At 47.6% G+C, this 15891-nt stretch carries 16 protein-coding genes and 1 pseudogene; 7 read left to right on the forward strand and 10 right to left on the reverse strand.

Annotated features, from left to right (window positions below; all coding sequences use genetic code 11):
• Both QZW47_RS18265 and QZW47_RS18270 read right to left on the reverse strand, forming a co-directional pair.
• Window positions 1-673 (reverse strand): GDSL-type esterase/lipase family protein (locus QZW47_RS18265; RefSeq protein ID WP_293129384.1); only part of this gene is annotated, 673 nt, incomplete at its 3' end.
• 96 nt (window positions 674-769) lie between these two features.
• Window positions 770-1111 carry a DUF4437 domain-containing protein gene (locus QZW47_RS18270; protein WP_293129386.1) on the reverse strand — a complete coding sequence of 114 codons (342 nt, stop codon included), beginning with the start codon at window positions 1109-1111 and terminating at the stop codon, window positions 770-772.
• A gap of 191 nt (window positions 1112-1302) precedes the next feature.
• On the opposite strand from QZW47_RS18270, the gene QZW47_RS18275 reads away from it, so the two are divergent.
• Window positions 1303-2472 carry an iron-containing alcohol dehydrogenase family protein gene (locus tag QZW47_RS18275; protein WP_293129387.1) on the forward strand — a complete coding sequence of 390 codons (1170 nt, stop codon included), beginning with the start codon at window positions 1303-1305 and terminating at the stop codon, window positions 2470-2472.
• 319 nt (window positions 2473-2791) lie between these two features.
• The gene (locus QZW47_RS18280; protein ID WP_293129389.1) at window positions 2792-3976 is read left to right on the forward strand and encodes an aspartate aminotransferase; all 1185 of its coding nucleotides are present in this window, start codon (window positions 2792-2794) and stop codon (window positions 3974-3976) included.
• Window positions 3977-4274: 298 nt separating this feature from the next.
• Here the strand turns inward: QZW47_RS18280 and QZW47_RS18285 are convergent, their stop codons facing one another.
• The 3 genes from QZW47_RS18285 to QZW47_RS18295 all read right to left on the reverse strand — a co-directional run bounded on the left by QZW47_RS18285 (window position 4275) and on the right by QZW47_RS18295 (window position 6899).
• A complete protein-coding gene (locus QZW47_RS18285; RefSeq protein WP_293129391.1) occupies window positions 4275-5420 on the reverse strand; it encodes a hypothetical protein in 1146 nt (381 codons plus the stop codon).
• A gap of 352 nt (window positions 5421-5772) precedes the next feature.
• Complete coding sequence (gene dapF / locus QZW47_RS18290) at window positions 5773-6624, reverse strand: diaminopimelate epimerase (protein WP_293129393.1); 852 nt, start codon at window positions 6622-6624, stop codon at window positions 5773-5775.
• A 137-nt stretch (window positions 6625-6761) separates the two neighbouring features.
• Window positions 6762-6899, reverse strand: a complete 138-nt coding sequence (locus tag QZW47_RS18295; protein WP_293129395.1) for a hypothetical protein — start codon at window positions 6897-6899, stop codon at window positions 6762-6764.
• 8 nt (window positions 6900-6907) lie between these two features.
• Here QZW47_RS18295 and QZW47_RS18300 point away from each other — a divergent pair, with 8 nt between their 5' ends.
• Window positions 6908-7120 (forward strand): RNA chaperone Hfq, encoded by a 213-nt coding sequence (locus tag QZW47_RS18300; RefSeq protein ID WP_293129397.1) that lies wholly within the window; start codon window positions 6908-6910, stop codon window positions 7118-7120.
• On the opposite strand, the gene QZW47_RS18305 is transcribed toward QZW47_RS18300, so the two are convergent.
• Both QZW47_RS18305 and QZW47_RS18310 read right to left on the reverse strand, forming a co-directional pair.
• The gene (locus QZW47_RS18305) at window positions 7099-7359 is read right to left on the reverse strand and encodes a hypothetical protein (protein WP_293129399.1); all 261 of its coding nucleotides are present in this window, start codon (window positions 7357-7359) and stop codon (window positions 7099-7101) included. The two genes, QZW47_RS18300 and QZW47_RS18305, sit on opposite strands and share 22 nt — an antisense overlap.
• A complete protein-coding gene (locus tag QZW47_RS18310; protein WP_293129664.1) occupies window positions 7352-9670 on the reverse strand; it encodes a cation:proton antiporter in 2319 nt (772 codons plus the stop codon). Before QZW47_RS18310 ends, QZW47_RS18305 begins: the two co-directional genes overlap by 8 nt.
• A gap of 118 nt (window positions 9671-9788) precedes the next feature.
• Between QZW47_RS18310 and QZW47_RS18315 the strand changes: the two genes are divergently transcribed.
• Window positions 9789-10031 carry a hypothetical protein gene (locus QZW47_RS18315; protein ID WP_293129401.1) on the forward strand — a complete coding sequence of 81 codons (243 nt, stop codon included), beginning with the start codon at window positions 9789-9791 and terminating at the stop codon, window positions 10029-10031.
• A gap of 58 nt (window positions 10032-10089) precedes the next feature.
• Here QZW47_RS18315 and QZW47_RS30180 read toward each other — a convergent pair.
• Window positions 10090-11211, reverse strand: a pseudogene (locus QZW47_RS30180) (formylglycine-generating enzyme family protein).
• 239 nt (window positions 11212-11450) lie between these two features.
• Here QZW47_RS30180 and QZW47_RS18325 point away from each other — a divergent pair.
• Window positions 11451-12389, forward strand: coding sequence for a M23 family metallopeptidase (locus QZW47_RS18325; protein WP_293129403.1), 939 nt, complete (start codon window positions 11451-11453; stop codon window positions 12387-12389).
• A 212-nt stretch (window positions 12390-12601) separates the two neighbouring features.
• Window positions 12602-13138, forward strand: a complete 537-nt coding sequence (locus QZW47_RS18330; RefSeq protein WP_293129405.1) for a late competence development ComFB family protein — start codon at window positions 12602-12604, stop codon at window positions 13136-13138.
• 196 nt (window positions 13139-13334) lie between these two features.
• Here QZW47_RS18330 and psb29 read toward each other — a convergent pair whose 3' ends face one another.
• Window positions 13335-14048 carry a photosystem II biogenesis protein Psp29 gene (gene psb29, locus QZW47_RS18335; protein ID WP_293129407.1) on the reverse strand — a complete coding sequence of 238 codons (714 nt, stop codon included), beginning with the start codon at window positions 14046-14048 and terminating at the stop codon, window positions 13335-13337.
• 336 nt (window positions 14049-14384) lie between these two features.
• Here psb29 and QZW47_RS18340 point away from each other — a divergent pair, with 336 nt between their 5' ends.
• Window positions 14385-15035, forward strand: a complete 651-nt coding sequence (locus QZW47_RS18340) for a chromophore lyase CpcT/CpeT (RefSeq protein ID WP_293129409.1) — start codon at window positions 14385-14387, stop codon at window positions 15033-15035.
• A 473-nt stretch (window positions 15036-15508) separates the two neighbouring features.
• Here the strand turns inward: QZW47_RS18340 and QZW47_RS18345 are convergent, their stop codons facing one another.
• A complete protein-coding gene (locus QZW47_RS18345) occupies window positions 15509-15871 on the reverse strand; it encodes an STAS domain-containing protein (RefSeq protein ID WP_106149243.1) in 363 nt (120 codons plus the stop codon).
• Window positions 15872-15891 lie beyond the last annotated feature (20 nt).

Consider the following 15891-nt stretch of genomic DNA (forward strand, 5'->3'; position numbering starts at 1 on the left):
GTTCGTCGCGTCTATATTTCGGCAATATCATGCCCTGACTATCGCCAAGAATAGGGAAGGTATCAAACACGATAGTTTTCTCTTCAGCTAAGGTGGCGATGTAGGCATTTACTTCTTTAATTGCCCGACTTATGTCATCAGACCAAAACACCTTGCGTTCTAGTGGCACTTCTCCGACGGGGAAAATAGTAGTCACGATTACTACTGCACCTAACTTCCTAGATTCTTCGACAATTCGTTTAATACTACCTTGACAATTGGCAACGATCGCATTTCTGCGTTCAGGAAACAAGGGAATTGTTTTCAAATCGTTGACACCAACTTGGATGATGATGATTTTGGGTTTTAAGGAACTCACATGATAGGTAAATCTCTGGAGAGTTTGAACAGACGTTTGAGAGCCAATTCCCCGGTTGATGAACTCATATTGATTGAGATTAGGTGCTATCCAACTGGCGGCCCTGGAGTCACCAAAGAAAACCACACGGGTTTGCTTGGTATTAGTAACTGGCTGGGCATCGATAGGATGGTCGTTCAATCCCAGAGGATCTAAACGAGTTTGATTCAGTTCGCGATAATACTGTTTGGCTCGACTGAACAGCAGAATATTGAGAATAATTGAGCTTCCTAGCACTAATAAAAGAGCGATCGACAGCATAGTAGGTTTGCTCAATGTCATGTTTTTGGGATTTGGGTGCAATTTAATGTCACATATTCTGAGAAATAAATATCGATATACTAGCGATATTTAGCTGCATAGCTATCTCATTCATCCTAATGTTGATTCAAATTCTCCCATTGCTCCCAGACGAATCGTGATTAATTCTACATCGGTTAACGCTTCGTGCGCTCCCTGTTTTGTTCCTTTCGGCGTTGTCCAAAAGCATCCCGCTTCACACACTCGATCGCCTGTTTTAAGACTACCCGAAACTACAAACACATACTCATCAGCCGGATGGGTATGAACTGGAATAATTGTACCTTGCTTCATCTTCAACCGATGAATCGAGCCTTGCGGTACAGGCTCAGCTAACACAACCCAACTTGTCCCTGGAAACACCGGTAAGTCAGCGAATTGTTGTGTGGATAAGTCTTGAAAAGTTTGAGTCATCGGTTTCATCCTCGCTTTGCCGTAAATTTATCATACCGATCGCCCTTCAACTCCCCCAGCCCATGCCCAACCACAATACTTAATAAAAACTTTACAAAACTTACCCGATCGCCCAAGACGAGTTAGAGTTATTCTATAAAATCCAGCAATCCTGGTACAGTCAACCTTCCCGTCACTTATCCAGTGGTTCGATGACTCACACCCAAAGCACCAAAACCGCCGCCCCTACTGCAATTTATTCCTTGACAATTGCTCCCGCCTGTGTATTGCGGGGTCAAAACGCCCTCGCACAAGCCGGAGATGCGATCGCCCGTTTCGGAAAGCGGCCCTTAATTGTCGGCGGTAGCAACTCCCTCGCCGCCGCCCAACCCTACCTGCAACCAATCCTCGAAGGCGGGGCGAGGGCGAGCACGGGGGCATCGCCCCTACAATCCGCGTACACAGCCTACGGCAAGGATTGCAGCGAAACCAGCCTCGAAACCCTCCGCGAAGCTGTCCAAAGCCACAAAGCCGACTTCATCATCGGCGTCGGCGGCGGCAAAGCCTTAGATGCAGCCAAACTTGTCGCCCATCAGTGCAAAATGGCGATCGTCACCATCCCCACATCAGCAGCCACCTGTGCTGCTTGGACAGCCCTTTCTAACATTTATTCCGAACAAGGTGCATTTCAATACGATGTCACATTAGCCAGATGTCCCGATTTATTAATCCTGGACTACGGCTTAATTCAAACTGCACCGCAGCGGACATTAGTAGCAGGAATCGGAGATGCGATCGCCAAATGGTACGAAGCATCAGTCAGCAGCGGACACTCCGAACAAACCATGATAATCGCCGCCGTCCAACAAGCTAGAATATTACGAGATATCCTGTTCCAAAAATCAGCCGCCGCCCTCAAAGAACCCGGTAGCGAAACCTGGCAAGAAGTCACAGATGCCGCCGTATTGCTAGCAGGAGTAATCGGAGGAATCGGCGGGGCCGGGTGTCGCACCGTCGCCGCCCACGCCGTCCACAACGGCCTAACTCATCTATTAGCAAGTCACGGCACATTGCACGGCGAAAAAGTCGCCTACGGCATTTTAGTGCAACTGCGACTAGAAGAAATGCTGCAAAACAATCAACTCGCAGCCACCGCCAGACAGCAACTACTAAAATTCTACACTGAGATTGGATTGCCTCAAACTTTAGACAATTTAGGACTCGGAGACGTTAGCCTCACACAATTACAGCGCGCCGCCGAAATAGCTTGCAATCCCAATTCCGACATCCACAGACTGCCATTTAAAGTCGTTCCCGAACAATTAATGGCGGCGATGGTTTCTACTACCGCACCTGTGGGAGAATTGAAAATTAAGCATTAAAACAGTTTGTAGTTAAGGACTAAAGTCCTGGCTACAAACTGTTTTAGAAAGCAATACGGTTCCATTAAGACAGATCCCCCCTAGCCCCCCTTCTTAAGGGGGGGACAAGAGTATTCTCAAAGTCCCCTAAGACAGATCCCCCCTAGCCCCCCTTCTTAAGGGGGGGACAAGAGTATTCTCAAAGTCCCCCTTCTTAAGGGGGATTTAGGGGGATCTCCGGGGAATAAACACTGTTAAATTAATTGAACCGTATTGTGTTAGAGAGGACTAAAGTCCTTACTACAAACCCGGAAAACAACTAATAACTGATACACAACAAATGACATTGGATTGGATTAGCCCTGCTGACAGGTTGCAAAAACTACCGCCCTACGTATTTGCCCGTCTCGATGAACTCAAAGCCCGCGCCCGCGAACAAGGACTCGACCTGATAGACTTAGGAATGGGAAACCCCGACGGTGCGACTCCGCAACCGATAGTAGAAGCCGCCGTCGCAGCTATCCAAAATCCTGCAAATCATGGCTATCCACCCTTTGAAGGAACTGCCAGTTTCCGCCGCACAATTACTAAATGGTACAGCCGCCGCTACAATGTTGAACTAGATCCAGAAGGCGAAGCATTGCCTTTATTGGGTTCAAAAGAAGGTTTAGCACACTTTGCGATCGCCTATATCAATCCCGGCGACGTAGTATTAGTACCAAGTCCCGCTTATCCCGTATTATTTCGCGGCCCCATCATCGCCGGTGCCAAAGTTCACAACATCATCCTCAAGCCAGAGAATGGCTGGGTAATTGACTTAGGTTCTATTCCCGACAGCGTAGCCGAACAAGCAAAAATTCTCTACTTTAATTATCCCAGCAATCCGACCGGAGCAACTGCCCCCCGCGAATTTTATAAAGATATTGTTGCTTTCGCCCACAAACATCAAATCTTGCTGGTTCATGACTTGTGTTACGCCGAATTAGCTTTTGACGGGTATCAACCGACAAGTTTGTTAGAAATTCCCGGCGGCAAAGAAATCGGCGTCGAATTTCACACCATGTCAAAAACCTATAATATGGCCGGCTGGCGAGTCGGTTTTGTGGTAGGAAATAGCAAGATAATTCAAGGTTTGCGTACCTTAAAAACTAACTTAGATTACGGTATATTTTCCGCCTTGCAAGCAGCAGCAGAAACTGCACTGCAATTACCCGACAGTTACTTACACGAAGTGCAGGAACGCTACCGCACTCGCCGCGATTTTATGGTTGAAGGATTAGCCCAATTGGGCTGGAATATTCCTAAACCTCTGGCTGCAATGTATCTTTGGGTTCCTTGTACTCCGGGCATGAGTTCGACGGATTTTGCCTTGAATATTTTGCAGCAAACTGGTGTTGTTGTCACTCCTGGTAATGCTTTCGGCCCTGGCGGCGAAGGATATGTGAGGGTGAGTTTGATTGCAGATTGCGATCGGCTGGGAGAAGCTTTGAGACGCTTGAAACAAGCCAACATTCGCTATCAGTAGTCGGCAGCCATCAGTCAGATCGTGTCCGGTCGATTACCACAACAAAAACGGTTTGTAGTGCGGACTTTAGTCCGCATCCATAAAAGGACTAAGAAACGAAAATTTAATAACTTAAACACTTCCTACAGTCCTCTCTCCTATAAGTCGGGAGTTAAAAAAATGCTCTTCCGACCGATTTCCCCTGATTTCGCAGAGCCTGGCAACAAGCAATTCCCCCTAATAAAAGTGGTTCTGTGAGGACTTTCGTCCTGGGATGGATGCGGACTAAAGTCCTCACTACAAACCCTACAAATGACGACTATAAACTTTTGATTTTGTCAACTACCCAGTTAAAAGTTTCCATAACTTGCTGGAGGGCAAATTCGTCTTCCAAAGTAGATAAAGCCAGACTCGGAGACCTTTTTTCTCCAGGTTCTTTAGGTAGTGAGAGACCGATCGAACTTAGCTTATTTCTCAATTCCAGCCAATTTTGCTCAGCATTAAACGGCGGCCCGGAACCGTAATTGTCAGCAGAAATTTCCATTCTGCCAGCAATATCTACAGTGAATAACTGATATGGCTTTCTTCCCTTATGATGCAATTGTGCTGCGAAACCGCCGTAAGCATCCCCCGTTCCCCAATGGATTTGAATTTCGGGTTCTTGAGTTTTCGCCCAAAGGTAAATTGCTCTTGCGATTTGCGCCTCGTCTGCGCCCCGTCTAGCTTTGATTTCTGCAAAAAATGACGATTCATCCCAGCGCCTTCTTTCGCGCGTGGCACTGGATTTTTTCTGCTGTGCTTCGGCGGTCTGACCGATTACTCTGGGAACCAATGTTTTCAAACCGTCTTCACTTACATACTGCTTAATTTCGAGTGCCAAAACTTCAACCGGGTCCATTTGTTCGTTGAGAAATTCCACAACGCGGCGCATTTCAGCCGAAATCTCGTCTGCTACAAATACTAAGCGAACTTTACCCGCTTGCAAATTAGTTTTAACCTTTTGCCAAAATAGGTCTTCATTAGCATCCGCACCGAGAAACTCTTCAAAAATGTGTTCTGGATCGCGTCCCCGATCGCGACAATTAGCTTCAAACAAAGCAATAATTGAATCGATCGGCCAATAAACCAACGCATTAGCAGCATAGTCGATCGACTGACCTAAAACTTTTTGCCGGAGTGCAGCATTAGGAGTGCGCCGGACATCCACTAAAGTAGGAACTGCATTTTGGTCTAGAAACAAATGATCCAGCGACCACTGGACGGCACTTTCTTCATCGGTGGGCACTGCTGATTCCCGCGAAATTAACAGCCACTTCCGCGCCGTCGCGCGATCGATTTGGTCTCCCGCGATCAGATTAGGATAAGTTACAAGCAAGTCTTGTAACTGGTCTTCCGAGTCGTAGGGCTGCTCCATCATTTCTACCAGCCTGTCGTCGTCCTGAATCAGATAAATACCTCCAGCCATGCACATCCACCTAGTAAATTTTAGATTTTAGATTTTAGATTTTAGATTTTAGTCATTAGTCATTAGTCATTAGTCATCAGTCATTTGTCATTTGTCGTTTGTCATTTGTCATTAGTGTTCAGCCGATGACTTTTGAAGGTGCAAGCCATTAGTCATTCAGCATTATTCATAATTAAAGAAAAATTTTGAATTCAATACTTTTCCTTGTTTGTCAATTCCCCAAAAAACTCCTTCTGACCAATAACTAATGACCAATGACCATTGACTGATGACCACCCTTCGGCTTCGCAAGCGGGTAAAATGACTGATGACTGATCACCAATGACTAATGACTAATGACCAATGACCACTGTCAACTGTCAACTGTCAACTGACAACCAGTAAATACTCGCTTGGCTGGCCCAGTCATGTAAATCCGCCCAGAAACTTCTGCCCATTCGATTTCCAAAACGCCGCCGGGGAGTTCAACAGCAGTTGTTCGATCGCACTTTCCGACCAACACTCCAGCCACCACAGAAGCACAAGCACCAGTCCCACAAGCTAGAGTAACACCTGCGCCCCTTTCCCACACCCGCATTTTTACATAGTCTCGTCGTATTACTTGAATAAATTCCGTATTTATACGCTGCGGGAAAGCTGGATTGTTCTCGAATTGAGGGCCGACAGTTTCTAAAGCAACAGCCGAAACATCGTCTACAAAGGTAATGCAGTGAGGATTTCCCATGCTGACGCAGGTAACAGACCAAGATTTATCAGCAACTTCGATCGGCACATCTATAACTTTGGCATCAGGTGCGGCTAAAGTTGTCGGAATTTCCGCAGCCAGCAGCCGGGGAACTCCCATATCCACCTTAACTTGACCGTCAACAAGCAATTCAGGGCTAATCACACCCGCCAGAGTGTGGATGCGATACTCTGTTTTCGCCTTCTCACCTTCCAAATCGGCAATAAACTTAGCCAAACAGCGAATTCCGTTGCCGCACATTTCCGGTTCCGAACCGTCGGAGTTAAAAATCCGCATCGTATAGTCAGTGCCGTTTTGACCCGGTAGCGCAAAGATTACACCGTCTGCGCCAATCCCGAAATGTCGATCGCACACGGACACAGCTTGTTCTGGTGTTAAAACTGGTTCTGAGGAGTGGCGGTTGTCAATCAGAATAAAATCATTGCCCAATCCGTGATACTTCGCAAACTCGATCGGCATAAAAACAAACCTCTGTTGGTTAAAACTAATTAGTTGATACACTTGCGTAAGTCATTAATTCTTTAGTCATTTGCCCCTTGCGTCCCGCCCGGATGTCATTAGTCCTAAGTCCTCACTCCTCAGTTGGCCACCAAAGACTAATGACTAATGGCCAATGCCCAATGCCCCATGCCCTGTTTGGCCAATGCCCCATGCCCTGTTTGGCCAATGCCCCATGCCCCATGCCCCATGCCCCATGCCCCATGCCCTGTTTGCCCAATGACCAATTTACCCATTTTCCACTATGTCAGAATTTGAGACCGGATTGCCCAGTGTTCGACTAATACAAAGCTACATCAAAGACAAAGAACAGGTAGAAATTAAACTCATGACCGGCGACTCGCTAGCCGGCAGAATTTTTTGGCAGGATCATAGCTGCATTTGCCTCGTCGATGCCTCAGAAACACAAATTCTGATCTCGCGATCGGCAATTGCCTATATCAAACCCAACGGGTGAGGAGAGGGGGAGACGGGGAGACAGGGAGAAGGGGAGACGGAAAAAATATTCCCTCTTCCTTCTGACCAATGACCTGTTTGGCCTGTTTGCCCCATGCCCCATGCCCCATGCCCCACCCTTCGACTTCGCTCAGGGCGAGATGCCCCATGCCCAATGCCCCATGCCCCATGCCCCATGCCCCACCCTTCGACTTCGCTCAGGGCGAGATGCCCCATGCCCCATGCCCCATAACTAATCACTAAACAACTTTTCGCTGACTTGGGCGGTGACAAAAGGTAGCTTTAAGGCAGGTTGTGGCACCGGAGGCGAGGCCGCCGTCCGCTGCATCAAGCCGATCTCGTAGAAGCCGCCGCACAGCAGCAAACGATCGCCCTCTTGCAAATCAGTAGTTCCCTCGGGCCAGCGAGTAAACTTCCCTTCCCGGCGGATCGCCCGCACCTGCACCCCGTACTGAGTCAGCAAATCAACCTCTGAGAGTTTTTGACCCACCCAAGGGCTGTTTGCTGGCAGCCTCAGCCACTGACAAGAACTGTTGCCCTGCGGCACTGCAACTTCGCCCTTCGCCAGTAACTCAAAACTGATTAGTTCTTCCGGTTCACCGACTACCAAAAGTCGATCGCCCGAGAGCAAAGCAGCCTTCCCGTTAGGATAATCAATTTCGTCGCCATCTTCGCGGACGATCGCCATTACGCTGACCCCTGTCAACTGCCGCAAGTTAGTTTCTTCCAGAGTCATCCCGGCGAATGGAGAACCCTCCGGCAAGTTGTACCAATCGCTGTTGAGATCTCGAACCGCTACTTTCAAATCCCGCGAAACCGCCAAAGGTTCCCGCGCCGGCCGCAATTCCAGATAGCGGCTGCTGCGAATTTGCTGGATTTCTCGCCCAATCGCCATTGCTGACAAACCCATACCCGCCAGCAAGTGGGCTGACAGTTCTAAACTCGCCTCAAACTCCGGTTGCACAACTTCCCAAGCCCCCAGTTGGTAAAGCAGTTCGATATCTTTATCTTTGTTGGCGCGCACCACGATATCCAAATCCGGGACTAATTCTAAAGCCCGCTTCAGACACAAACGAGTGCTCATAGGATCGGGAAGCGTCACCGCCATTGCCTTGGCGCGTTCTACCCCAGCGGCTTCCAATACGTGCAAGCTGGCAGCATTCCCGTAAATGTAAGGAATTCCTAACACTCTGCACTCTTGAATTCTGCTTTCCGACTCATCGATCACGACAATTGAACAGTTGCGACTTTGCAGCATTTTGACTAAATTTCTGCCAACTCGCCCGTAGCCACAAACCACAACATGATTTTGTTCAGGCAAAGTTTCAGCTATTTCGACTGGTTGAGATGTTTCGTCAAAATAGCGCTGCAAAGGCCCGAAATTTTCCGCCCATTTGAATAACTGCGGCACGCTTCTCAATACAAACGGCGTCAGTACCAAAGTGACTGCCGTTGTTCCTAAGATTAATAGGTAAACATTTCGCGAAACCAGTCCCATAGCTTGGCCGGAACTAGCTAGTACAAAGGAGAATTCTCCGATTTGAGCTAAGCCCAAACCTGTGATTAATGCTGTTTTTAGGGGATAGCCAAATAGTCGGACAATCGGCGTTATAATCAAGAATTTGCCGACAAATACTATAAATACCAGTCCCAGAATTAACTCTAGATGGTTCCAGAGAAACACCGGGTCGATTAACATTCCGATGGTGACAAAAAATAGGGATGCAAAAATATCTCGCAAAGGCTCAACATAAGTTAGAGTTTGGTCGGCATATTCCACCTCAGAAATCATCAAGCCTGCTACAAATGCGCCCATTTCGATCGAGAAACCCAAATATTCTGTCAGCAGCGCAATGCTTAAAGCCAAAACCACAACTCCCAGCAAAAACAGTTCACGGCTTTCTGTTTGTGCGAGGTAGCGCAGCAATTGCGGGACAATCCAAATGCCCGCGACGACTGCACCGGCAGCAAATAACCCGATCCGCAACAGTGCCCAGGCTACCGTCATGCCGATCGCCTCTGCGGGCTGATTGAGTGCCGGCAAAACTGCCAGCATTAGCCCCAAGGCCAAATCTTGCACTACCAAGATTCCCAGCATGACTTGACCGTGGGAAGTACCGCCTTCGTTGCGTTCCATCAAGCACTTGAGTACAACTGCTGTCGAGGAAAGCGACAGAATCGCCCCTAAAAACACGCCTTGGGCGGGGGATTGTACCCAGCCTACACCCAAGGAAATTGCAGTAGTAAAGGCGATCGTCAGCACAATTTGCAAACCCCCGCCGCCCAAACTAATCGCTTTAACTTTTTGGAGTTCGGCAAAGGAAAACTCTACTCCCAAGGCAAACAACAGAAAGGCAACGCCGAATTCAGCTAGGGTATCTACCTGAATTAATTCTTTGATCAACCCCAAACCAGCCGGCCCAACTACGATCCCTCCCAGAAGGTATCCGAGAATTACCGGTTGTCGCAATAGCGATGCAAAGAGTCCTCCTGCTGCGGCAGCAGCGAGAACTAGAACTAAGTCAACGATCAGTCGGAAGTCTTCTTGCACAACTTTATGAAAAAAGTGTAAAGTTATATTATAGTGTTTAATGTGTTGACTAGGTTGAGAGTGTTGATTATAGTTGAGTAGCCAGCCCAACTGCCACTCTTGAACAAGGTATTTTCTCATGACAAAGAGTTCAAATGCTCACAAAAAGCTTAATCTCTTGCAGGTTTATCGAGGGATTGCAGCTTTATTGGTGGTAATGTTTCACATCAACCAGATGAGTACGGAGAGATTAAATCAAGTTACTTTTTTTAATCTATTTCAGGCTGGATGGAGTGGTGTTGATTACTTTTTTGTATTGAGCGGCTTTATCATGGTGTACGTTTATTGTCGTTTGTGTAGCGTGGGTCTCTCTGTGAGATGAGAAATGGAATTTGAAGATTGTAGATAGCGACGCACATTCTATTGTGTGGAGAAATTATTCATCCAAGGCCGACAACAACACGAAAACCAATGCCCATCTTCCCGCTGTCCCGCGAGAGATGGTGACGATACGAACTAGAGCACTGGCAGCTATTACTATTCCAAGAACCTCCACGCAACATCCGTTGATTCTCTTCTCCACCTATTTCCCAGGAACTTCCGTCAGAAGGGGCACCGTTATAGTTAGAGTGGTAGGGATCGCTGCACCATTCCCAAACATTTCCGTGCATATCAAACAGCCCAAAACCATTAGGATAAAACTGCCCTACATCAAGTGTGTGTTCGCGATAATCTGTACAAGTATAGTAATCAGGATGACCCCAACAAGTCTCCAGATAACACCACATATTTAAGTCAAATCCAGTGTTAACCAAATCATGTGTGATTTTATCACCAAAAAAGAAACGTGTCGTCGTTCCCGCACGACAAGCATATTCCCATTCTGCTTCAGAAGGTAAACGATAACTATTGCCTGTTTTTTTAGTAAGCCGATCGCAAAATTCCACAGATTCATCCCATGATACTGATTCGGCTGGTCATTTACCTCCTTGAAAATAGTATGAACCCTTTTCCATTACCTTTTTCCACTGTTCTTGGGTAACGGTATATTTCCCCATAAAAAAAGGTTCGATCGTTACTCGCCGTTGTACGGAACGTGAGTCATCTGAGCCACCCATCTGGAATGTGTCACCCGGAATATAAACCATGTCGATCGCTGTTGAGTCACCTAAGTCTTCGATAAAAGATTGAGCCGACTTAACGCGACGGCTGATTGCTATGCCCTGCTTATCTACTCTGATGACCTCAAACTTAAAGCTATAAAAAAAATCATTTAATTTCAATTTTGCCTTAAATTCAGCTTGAGCTTTCAGCAGATTATAGGCTGCAAATTTTACTTTCGGTGATTTATCTTCCAGTCCTTGAAGGAAGATCAAATCTAAACCGTTTTCTCCGTATTTCAGCGCTTGGGACAGTCCAGCGATTCTCACTTCGATCGCGGGCGAGGCTAAGCGGCTTTTAACACCTGCAATTCCTCCTAGAACAGCCGCATCGATGGGAGTTGAATTTTGACTGCCGAGGACGGCATCATATTCTCTAGGTTGATTTGGCTCGTTTGGCATGGCATTTTAACCTCTGTACGATTAACCAATGTGGCATTTACTGAATAGCTATGTCAAATATTCACAACTGACGCAGCCACCTAAAAAGCAGACAAATAATTCGTTATGCTTTGCGCTTTCATAAGCTACATTTATCTACTGTGTGTCAGCTTAATATTCCTTGACTTTTTAGGTCGAGAGCGTGATAAACTTAGGAGCTTTGTGTAACATTAGCTGGACAAAGATTGAGGATCTCGGTGATGACAACGACTGTGAATCAAGCTAACTCCAAGTCAATTACGGAAATAGTTGTAGGTGCTATTTGGGAGTGTAAGCTGTTGAGAACAAGCATGAAAAGGTCGATCGTCAGTGGGGGAATTATTGCCAGCATTCTCAGTCTGGTATCGCCCGTGCAAGCTTTGCAGGTGCAGGTGACACCGGCAAATCCCGAACTGGGAGATACGCTGTCAGTAATTATTCAGGTAAATAGTAGCAGCTCGACTCCCACGGTTTCTGTACTGCAAAAAAATTACCCAGCTTTTCCGATCGGCAATAATCGCTTTCGGGCCCTGCTACCGACAACTCCGCTAGAGAAGGCTGGTGCTCGCCTTCTGCAAGTCTCGGGTGACGGACAAGTGCAGAAGTTGAATGTGCAAGTGCGCGATCGAGATTTTCCCACTCAGTCAATCTGGCTACCTCCGGGTAAAGACGGGGAAGGTACGGATGCCGAATTCGATCGCGTAGACGCCTTTAAAGCACTCGTGACACCCCAAAAATTCTGGGACGGCAAATTGTTGCGCCCCAACTCCGGCGAAATTACCACTATTTACGGCGTGCGCCGATACTATAATGGAGTATTTGCTAAAGACTACTACCACCGCGGCGTCGATTACGCTGGTGATTATGGTTCTCCTGTAGTCGCACCGGCGGCCGGTCGGGTGTCTCTGGTGGGACGCGAATCCCAAGGCTTTAAAATCCACGGGAATGTCGTAGGTATCGATCACGGTCAAGGGGTAGCAAGTATTTTGATGCACCTGAGTCGGATTGATGTTAGAGAGGGCGAATTCGTCAAAGCCGGTCAAGTAATCGGCGCTTTGGGGTCTACCGGGGCTTCGACAGGCCCTCACCTCCACTGGGGACTGTACGTGCACGGACAGTCCGTCGATCCGGTTCCTTGGCGGCTTCAGGGAGTTGAGTAGCAATTTTTACCTATTTTGACGAATAAAGCCGTCAATTATGGGGTAAGTTTGTGGCTGGGGTGGCCCGATAACTGTTGTAGGCGATCGATATTGAGTTAGGATTTGTATGAAAATGCTCAACTCTACCCTGAAAACTCGAATCTCAAGACGCCAGCAATCGCGTCTTTACAAAACAAAACTGTATTAATGATGCCGTTGAGCGGGAAGCATATATGAGTATTGAAAAAATTGTGGAACAGGCTTTGCAAGATGGCTATTTAACGCCGTCTATGGAAGCTGAGGTGGGACGAATCTGCAATACGGCTTCGGAATTGTCGATCGAAGAGTACATGGCTCTCGATCGCCTGATGGGAGCTTTGTTGACCGGGGAAGTTGTGGTGTTGCCACGCAAACAGTTCATCAACGTCATGGAAGAGTTGGTGCTGAGCGATGCGATCGCTAGGGTTGCCGACATTGAGGCGACGAGCGACCTGAGTCTGGATGTGGGAGATATTGCGGCTTATGCTTTAAATAGGCTGCCACCTTTGTACGCTACGACGGAAGAGGGAGCTCACTTTCAAAGGGCTAGGGCTAAAGAGCAACTTCACGATTTGATTTCCAAAGAAGTCAACTCAGCGATCGCCCGCAACTTGGACAGGCCAGACACCCCAAACCCCACAGCTTTGGGCAAGTCTTCTGGAAACGAAGTTCTTTCACAGCTAAGCACTTGGCTGCAAGCTAACGCCACTAATTTTGAGCCGCAGCCTTAGTACCGCCACCAACCGCTCACTTGGCTAGTTAAGTGAATCCCGCTTTTTTGAAAAAGCGGGACTTTTAGTTGTTGAGCCACCAACATTTATCTCAAGGCACAAGGCATCTGTCAGAGTTCAACAAAAAATTTAAATTTAAGAGTTTAATCTATTTGTTTTATAAAATAAATAAACTCTTGCTTTTGGCTGCCAACGATTAATTGCTGCTGTCAGATGAGTCGGCAGTCGGGCTGGCGCTAACTTTGGTGTCTCGCTTTTCCCGTTTTTTGCGCTCCGCTTGGATGACATCTTGAAGCACTATTCGCGCTTGCACCATTTTTTCCAAATTGCTGCGGTACAAATCTAAATCTTTGCTAACTTTGTCTTCAGGCAGGTGCAAGGCAGCGCTGACTTTGGCGATCGCGTCGTTGCGAGTTTCTGGGTTTTTTACCATCTCGGCGTCAGCTTTTTCTAACAGCGAGAACAAGCCGATCGCGAATAAGCGACTGTACTTAAATTGAGCGTTGCTGGCGATCGCCGCTAACGATGCTTGCAAATCTCCTGTATCTTCAAAGCTAGTGGAGCGATCGAGCCACGACACCAATTCTGGGCCCGAAAGTCGCTCTGCCAAGCTTTCCAAGCGGTGAGCGTCACGTTTGTAGCGATCGGGATCGTCTTCTAGGGATTTGCACAAAGCGTTAAAAATCGAAAGTCTGTCTGCTTCTGGGGCGTACCCAAGCATGAATTGATCGAAAGCTGTCACCACGCCCAAAGCATAAATCGGATCGTATTGAAAATCGACATTCGCCGAAAGCAAGTGCATTTCTACCATCAACTCTTCCACCACTCGACGGTAAATTGAGTTAATCGGTCGAGTGTGAATCGTATAGAAACTTCGCTTAGTATCTGAAACAGTACGGTTATTGTTCACCTGAGTCTTATAGATAAATAATTTTGCAGCAGCGGCCTGGGACGGTGCGGCGTGAGTCAAGTCGGGGAGTCTATTGGGGAGCGCGCTGACCAAATGGCCAGTTTTTTAGCGGTGCGGCCGAGACAGCGAGGCTAAATTTTATCGATAAGATTTTACCTGCGATCGGCAGCAACAATTAATTTGTCGCGCTACCAGGGCAAAACCCAAGTACGTTTACAATCATAGCTTAGCTGGGATCGGTCAAACATCTAATCTTCTGAGTCGATCGACCCCGCTCTTTTGATCACCACAATTTTTTGTAATTGTCAAGCTAAAACCCTCAAAAATCAAACAAACATGACAATTTCTCCTGAATTAAAAGCTTTAGCCCAGTACATGGCGGGCGAATTTGACAATCGGGAACAAGCGCTAGCAGACCCAGCGTGGTACGTCCACCTTCGTTTTTGGCAAAGACCCCTGCCGGTGCGTCTATTCGACGAACCCAGCATTGCGCTGTTTGCCGAACAAGCGAACATTCTGGAACTAGACAAGCCCTACCGCCCGCGCATCGTGCAACTGAGACCCGTGAAGACAGCGCCCGGAGAGATAGAAGCTCAGTATTATATGTTTAAGGACATTGCAGCCGTCAAGGGAGCTGGGAGCAATCGGGAATTGCTCGAAAAGCTAACTAGCGAGCAAATCCAACTGCTCCCGGGCTGCACCCTCTCGGTTGCGGTGCAAAATTTAGGTTCAAACCGCTATCGCTTTCGAGCATCTCTGCCGGAGGGCACTCGCTGCGGCTTTGCCTACGAGGGGCAAAATTACCAAGTAGACTTGGGATTTGAAGCCGCAGACGAGGAATTTCTCAGCTACGACAAAGGAATAAGCCCCACGACAGGCAAGGCTATCTGGGGAGCTTTAATGGGCCCTTTTAGATTTATCAAGCGTCAGGATTTTGCTTCTGAGATATTGGCCAATACGCTTGGGAGCAGATCGGACGGGGGTTGAAACCGCCTCTAGACAAACAAAGATCGGACGGCGGTTGAAACCGCGCCTACAAAAACAAAGTCCGCCTCCGCGGACTAAAGAAGAAGTTGACATTCTCACCGCCCTAAAAGTGCGGCGATTCCCAAACATCGCTATTTGGGTTCCTGTTTCATTGCAACTGCCTCCACCTCCCGAAGGGTTTTCCGGTCTTATGCTCGCTCCACAGGCTTTGGCTATTGCCTCCCGCAAGCCCTGCGGTAGACTTTTAATTATAGACTAAAAGTCCCCCTAAAAGGGGGGAGGTTTCAACCCTCCGCTACGCTCCGCCCAATTTTTCGATGACGTAATTTTCACCGCCCGGTCTTTAACCTGCGGAGGCAGGTGAAAGTTTGTGTAGACGCGATTTCAATCGCCCGGTCTTCTTCAACCTGCGGAGGCGGGTGAAAGTTTGACTTAAATTGTCCTTACACCGAAATCGATGTCAGCAAGAGCCATCAACTTGCGCGCGGCACCCCCTCTAGAGCTTCTTCTTCCGTTTCAAATATTTCAAAGACAGAATCCATCATGGTGACTTCAAACACCAGTTTGGCTTCTGGATGAACATTGCAAATGCGGAAACTGCCCTTAACTTTATCCGCATCGCGCATACCGGCTACCAACGAGGTCAGGCCAGAACTATCGATAAAGTTTACCTGACCAAGATTCACGACGACATGACGGCTGAGTTTGGAAATACACTCTTGCAACTTGAGGCGGAATTGCCAAGCTGTCGTGATGTCCAACCGTCCTGTCGGTGCTAAGACGATAACTGTTGTACCGTCAGATAGCGTGTGGGTTTTTTGATCAATATGAATCACTGACCCTTCCCTCAAATTTA

The organism is Microcoleus sp. bin38.metabat.b11b12b14.051, assembly GCF_013299165.1.
In the GTDB taxonomy this organism is placed as follows: domain Bacteria; phylum Cyanobacteriota; class Cyanobacteriia; order Cyanobacteriales; family Microcoleaceae; genus Microcoleus.

Coding starts and splice junctions, on each gene's coding strand:
- QZW47_RS18300 (WP_293129397.1), top strand. CDS start 6,908: ATGTCAGAATTTGAGACCGGATTGCCCAGTGTTCGACTAATACAAAGC.
- QZW47_RS18270 (WP_293129386.1), bottom strand. CDS start 1,111: ATGACTCAAACTTTTCAAGACTTATCCACACAACAATTCGCTGACTTA.
- dapF (WP_293129393.1), bottom strand. CDS start 6,624: ATGCCGATCGAGTTTGCGAAGTATCACGGATTGGGCAATGATTTTATT.
- QZW47_RS18330 (WP_293129405.1), top strand. CDS start 12,602: ATGAGTATTGAAAAAATTGTGGAACAGGCTTTGCAAGATGGCTATTTA.
- QZW47_RS18280 (WP_293129389.1), top strand. CDS start 2,792: ATGACATTGGATTGGATTAGCCCTGCTGACAGGTTGCAAAAACTACCG.
- QZW47_RS18285 (WP_293129391.1), bottom strand. CDS start 5,420: ATGGCTGGAGGTATTTATCTGATTCAGGACGACGACAGGCTGGTAGAA.
- QZW47_RS18315 (WP_293129401.1), top strand. CDS start 9,789: ATGACAAAGAGTTCAAATGCTCACAAAAAGCTTAATCTCTTGCAGGTT.
- QZW47_RS18275 (WP_293129387.1), top strand. CDS start 1,303: ATGACTCACACCCAAAGCACCAAAACCGCCGCCCCTACTGCAATTTAT.
- QZW47_RS18340 (WP_293129409.1), top strand. CDS start 14,385: ATGACAATTTCTCCTGAATTAAAAGCTTTAGCCCAGTACATGGCGGGC.
- QZW47_RS18295 (WP_293129395.1), bottom strand. CDS start 6,899: ATGGGTAAATTGGTCATTGGGCAAACAGGGCATGGGGCATGGGGCATG.
- QZW47_RS18325 (WP_293129403.1), top strand. CDS start 11,451: ATGACAACGACTGTGAATCAAGCTAACTCCAAGTCAATTACGGAAATA.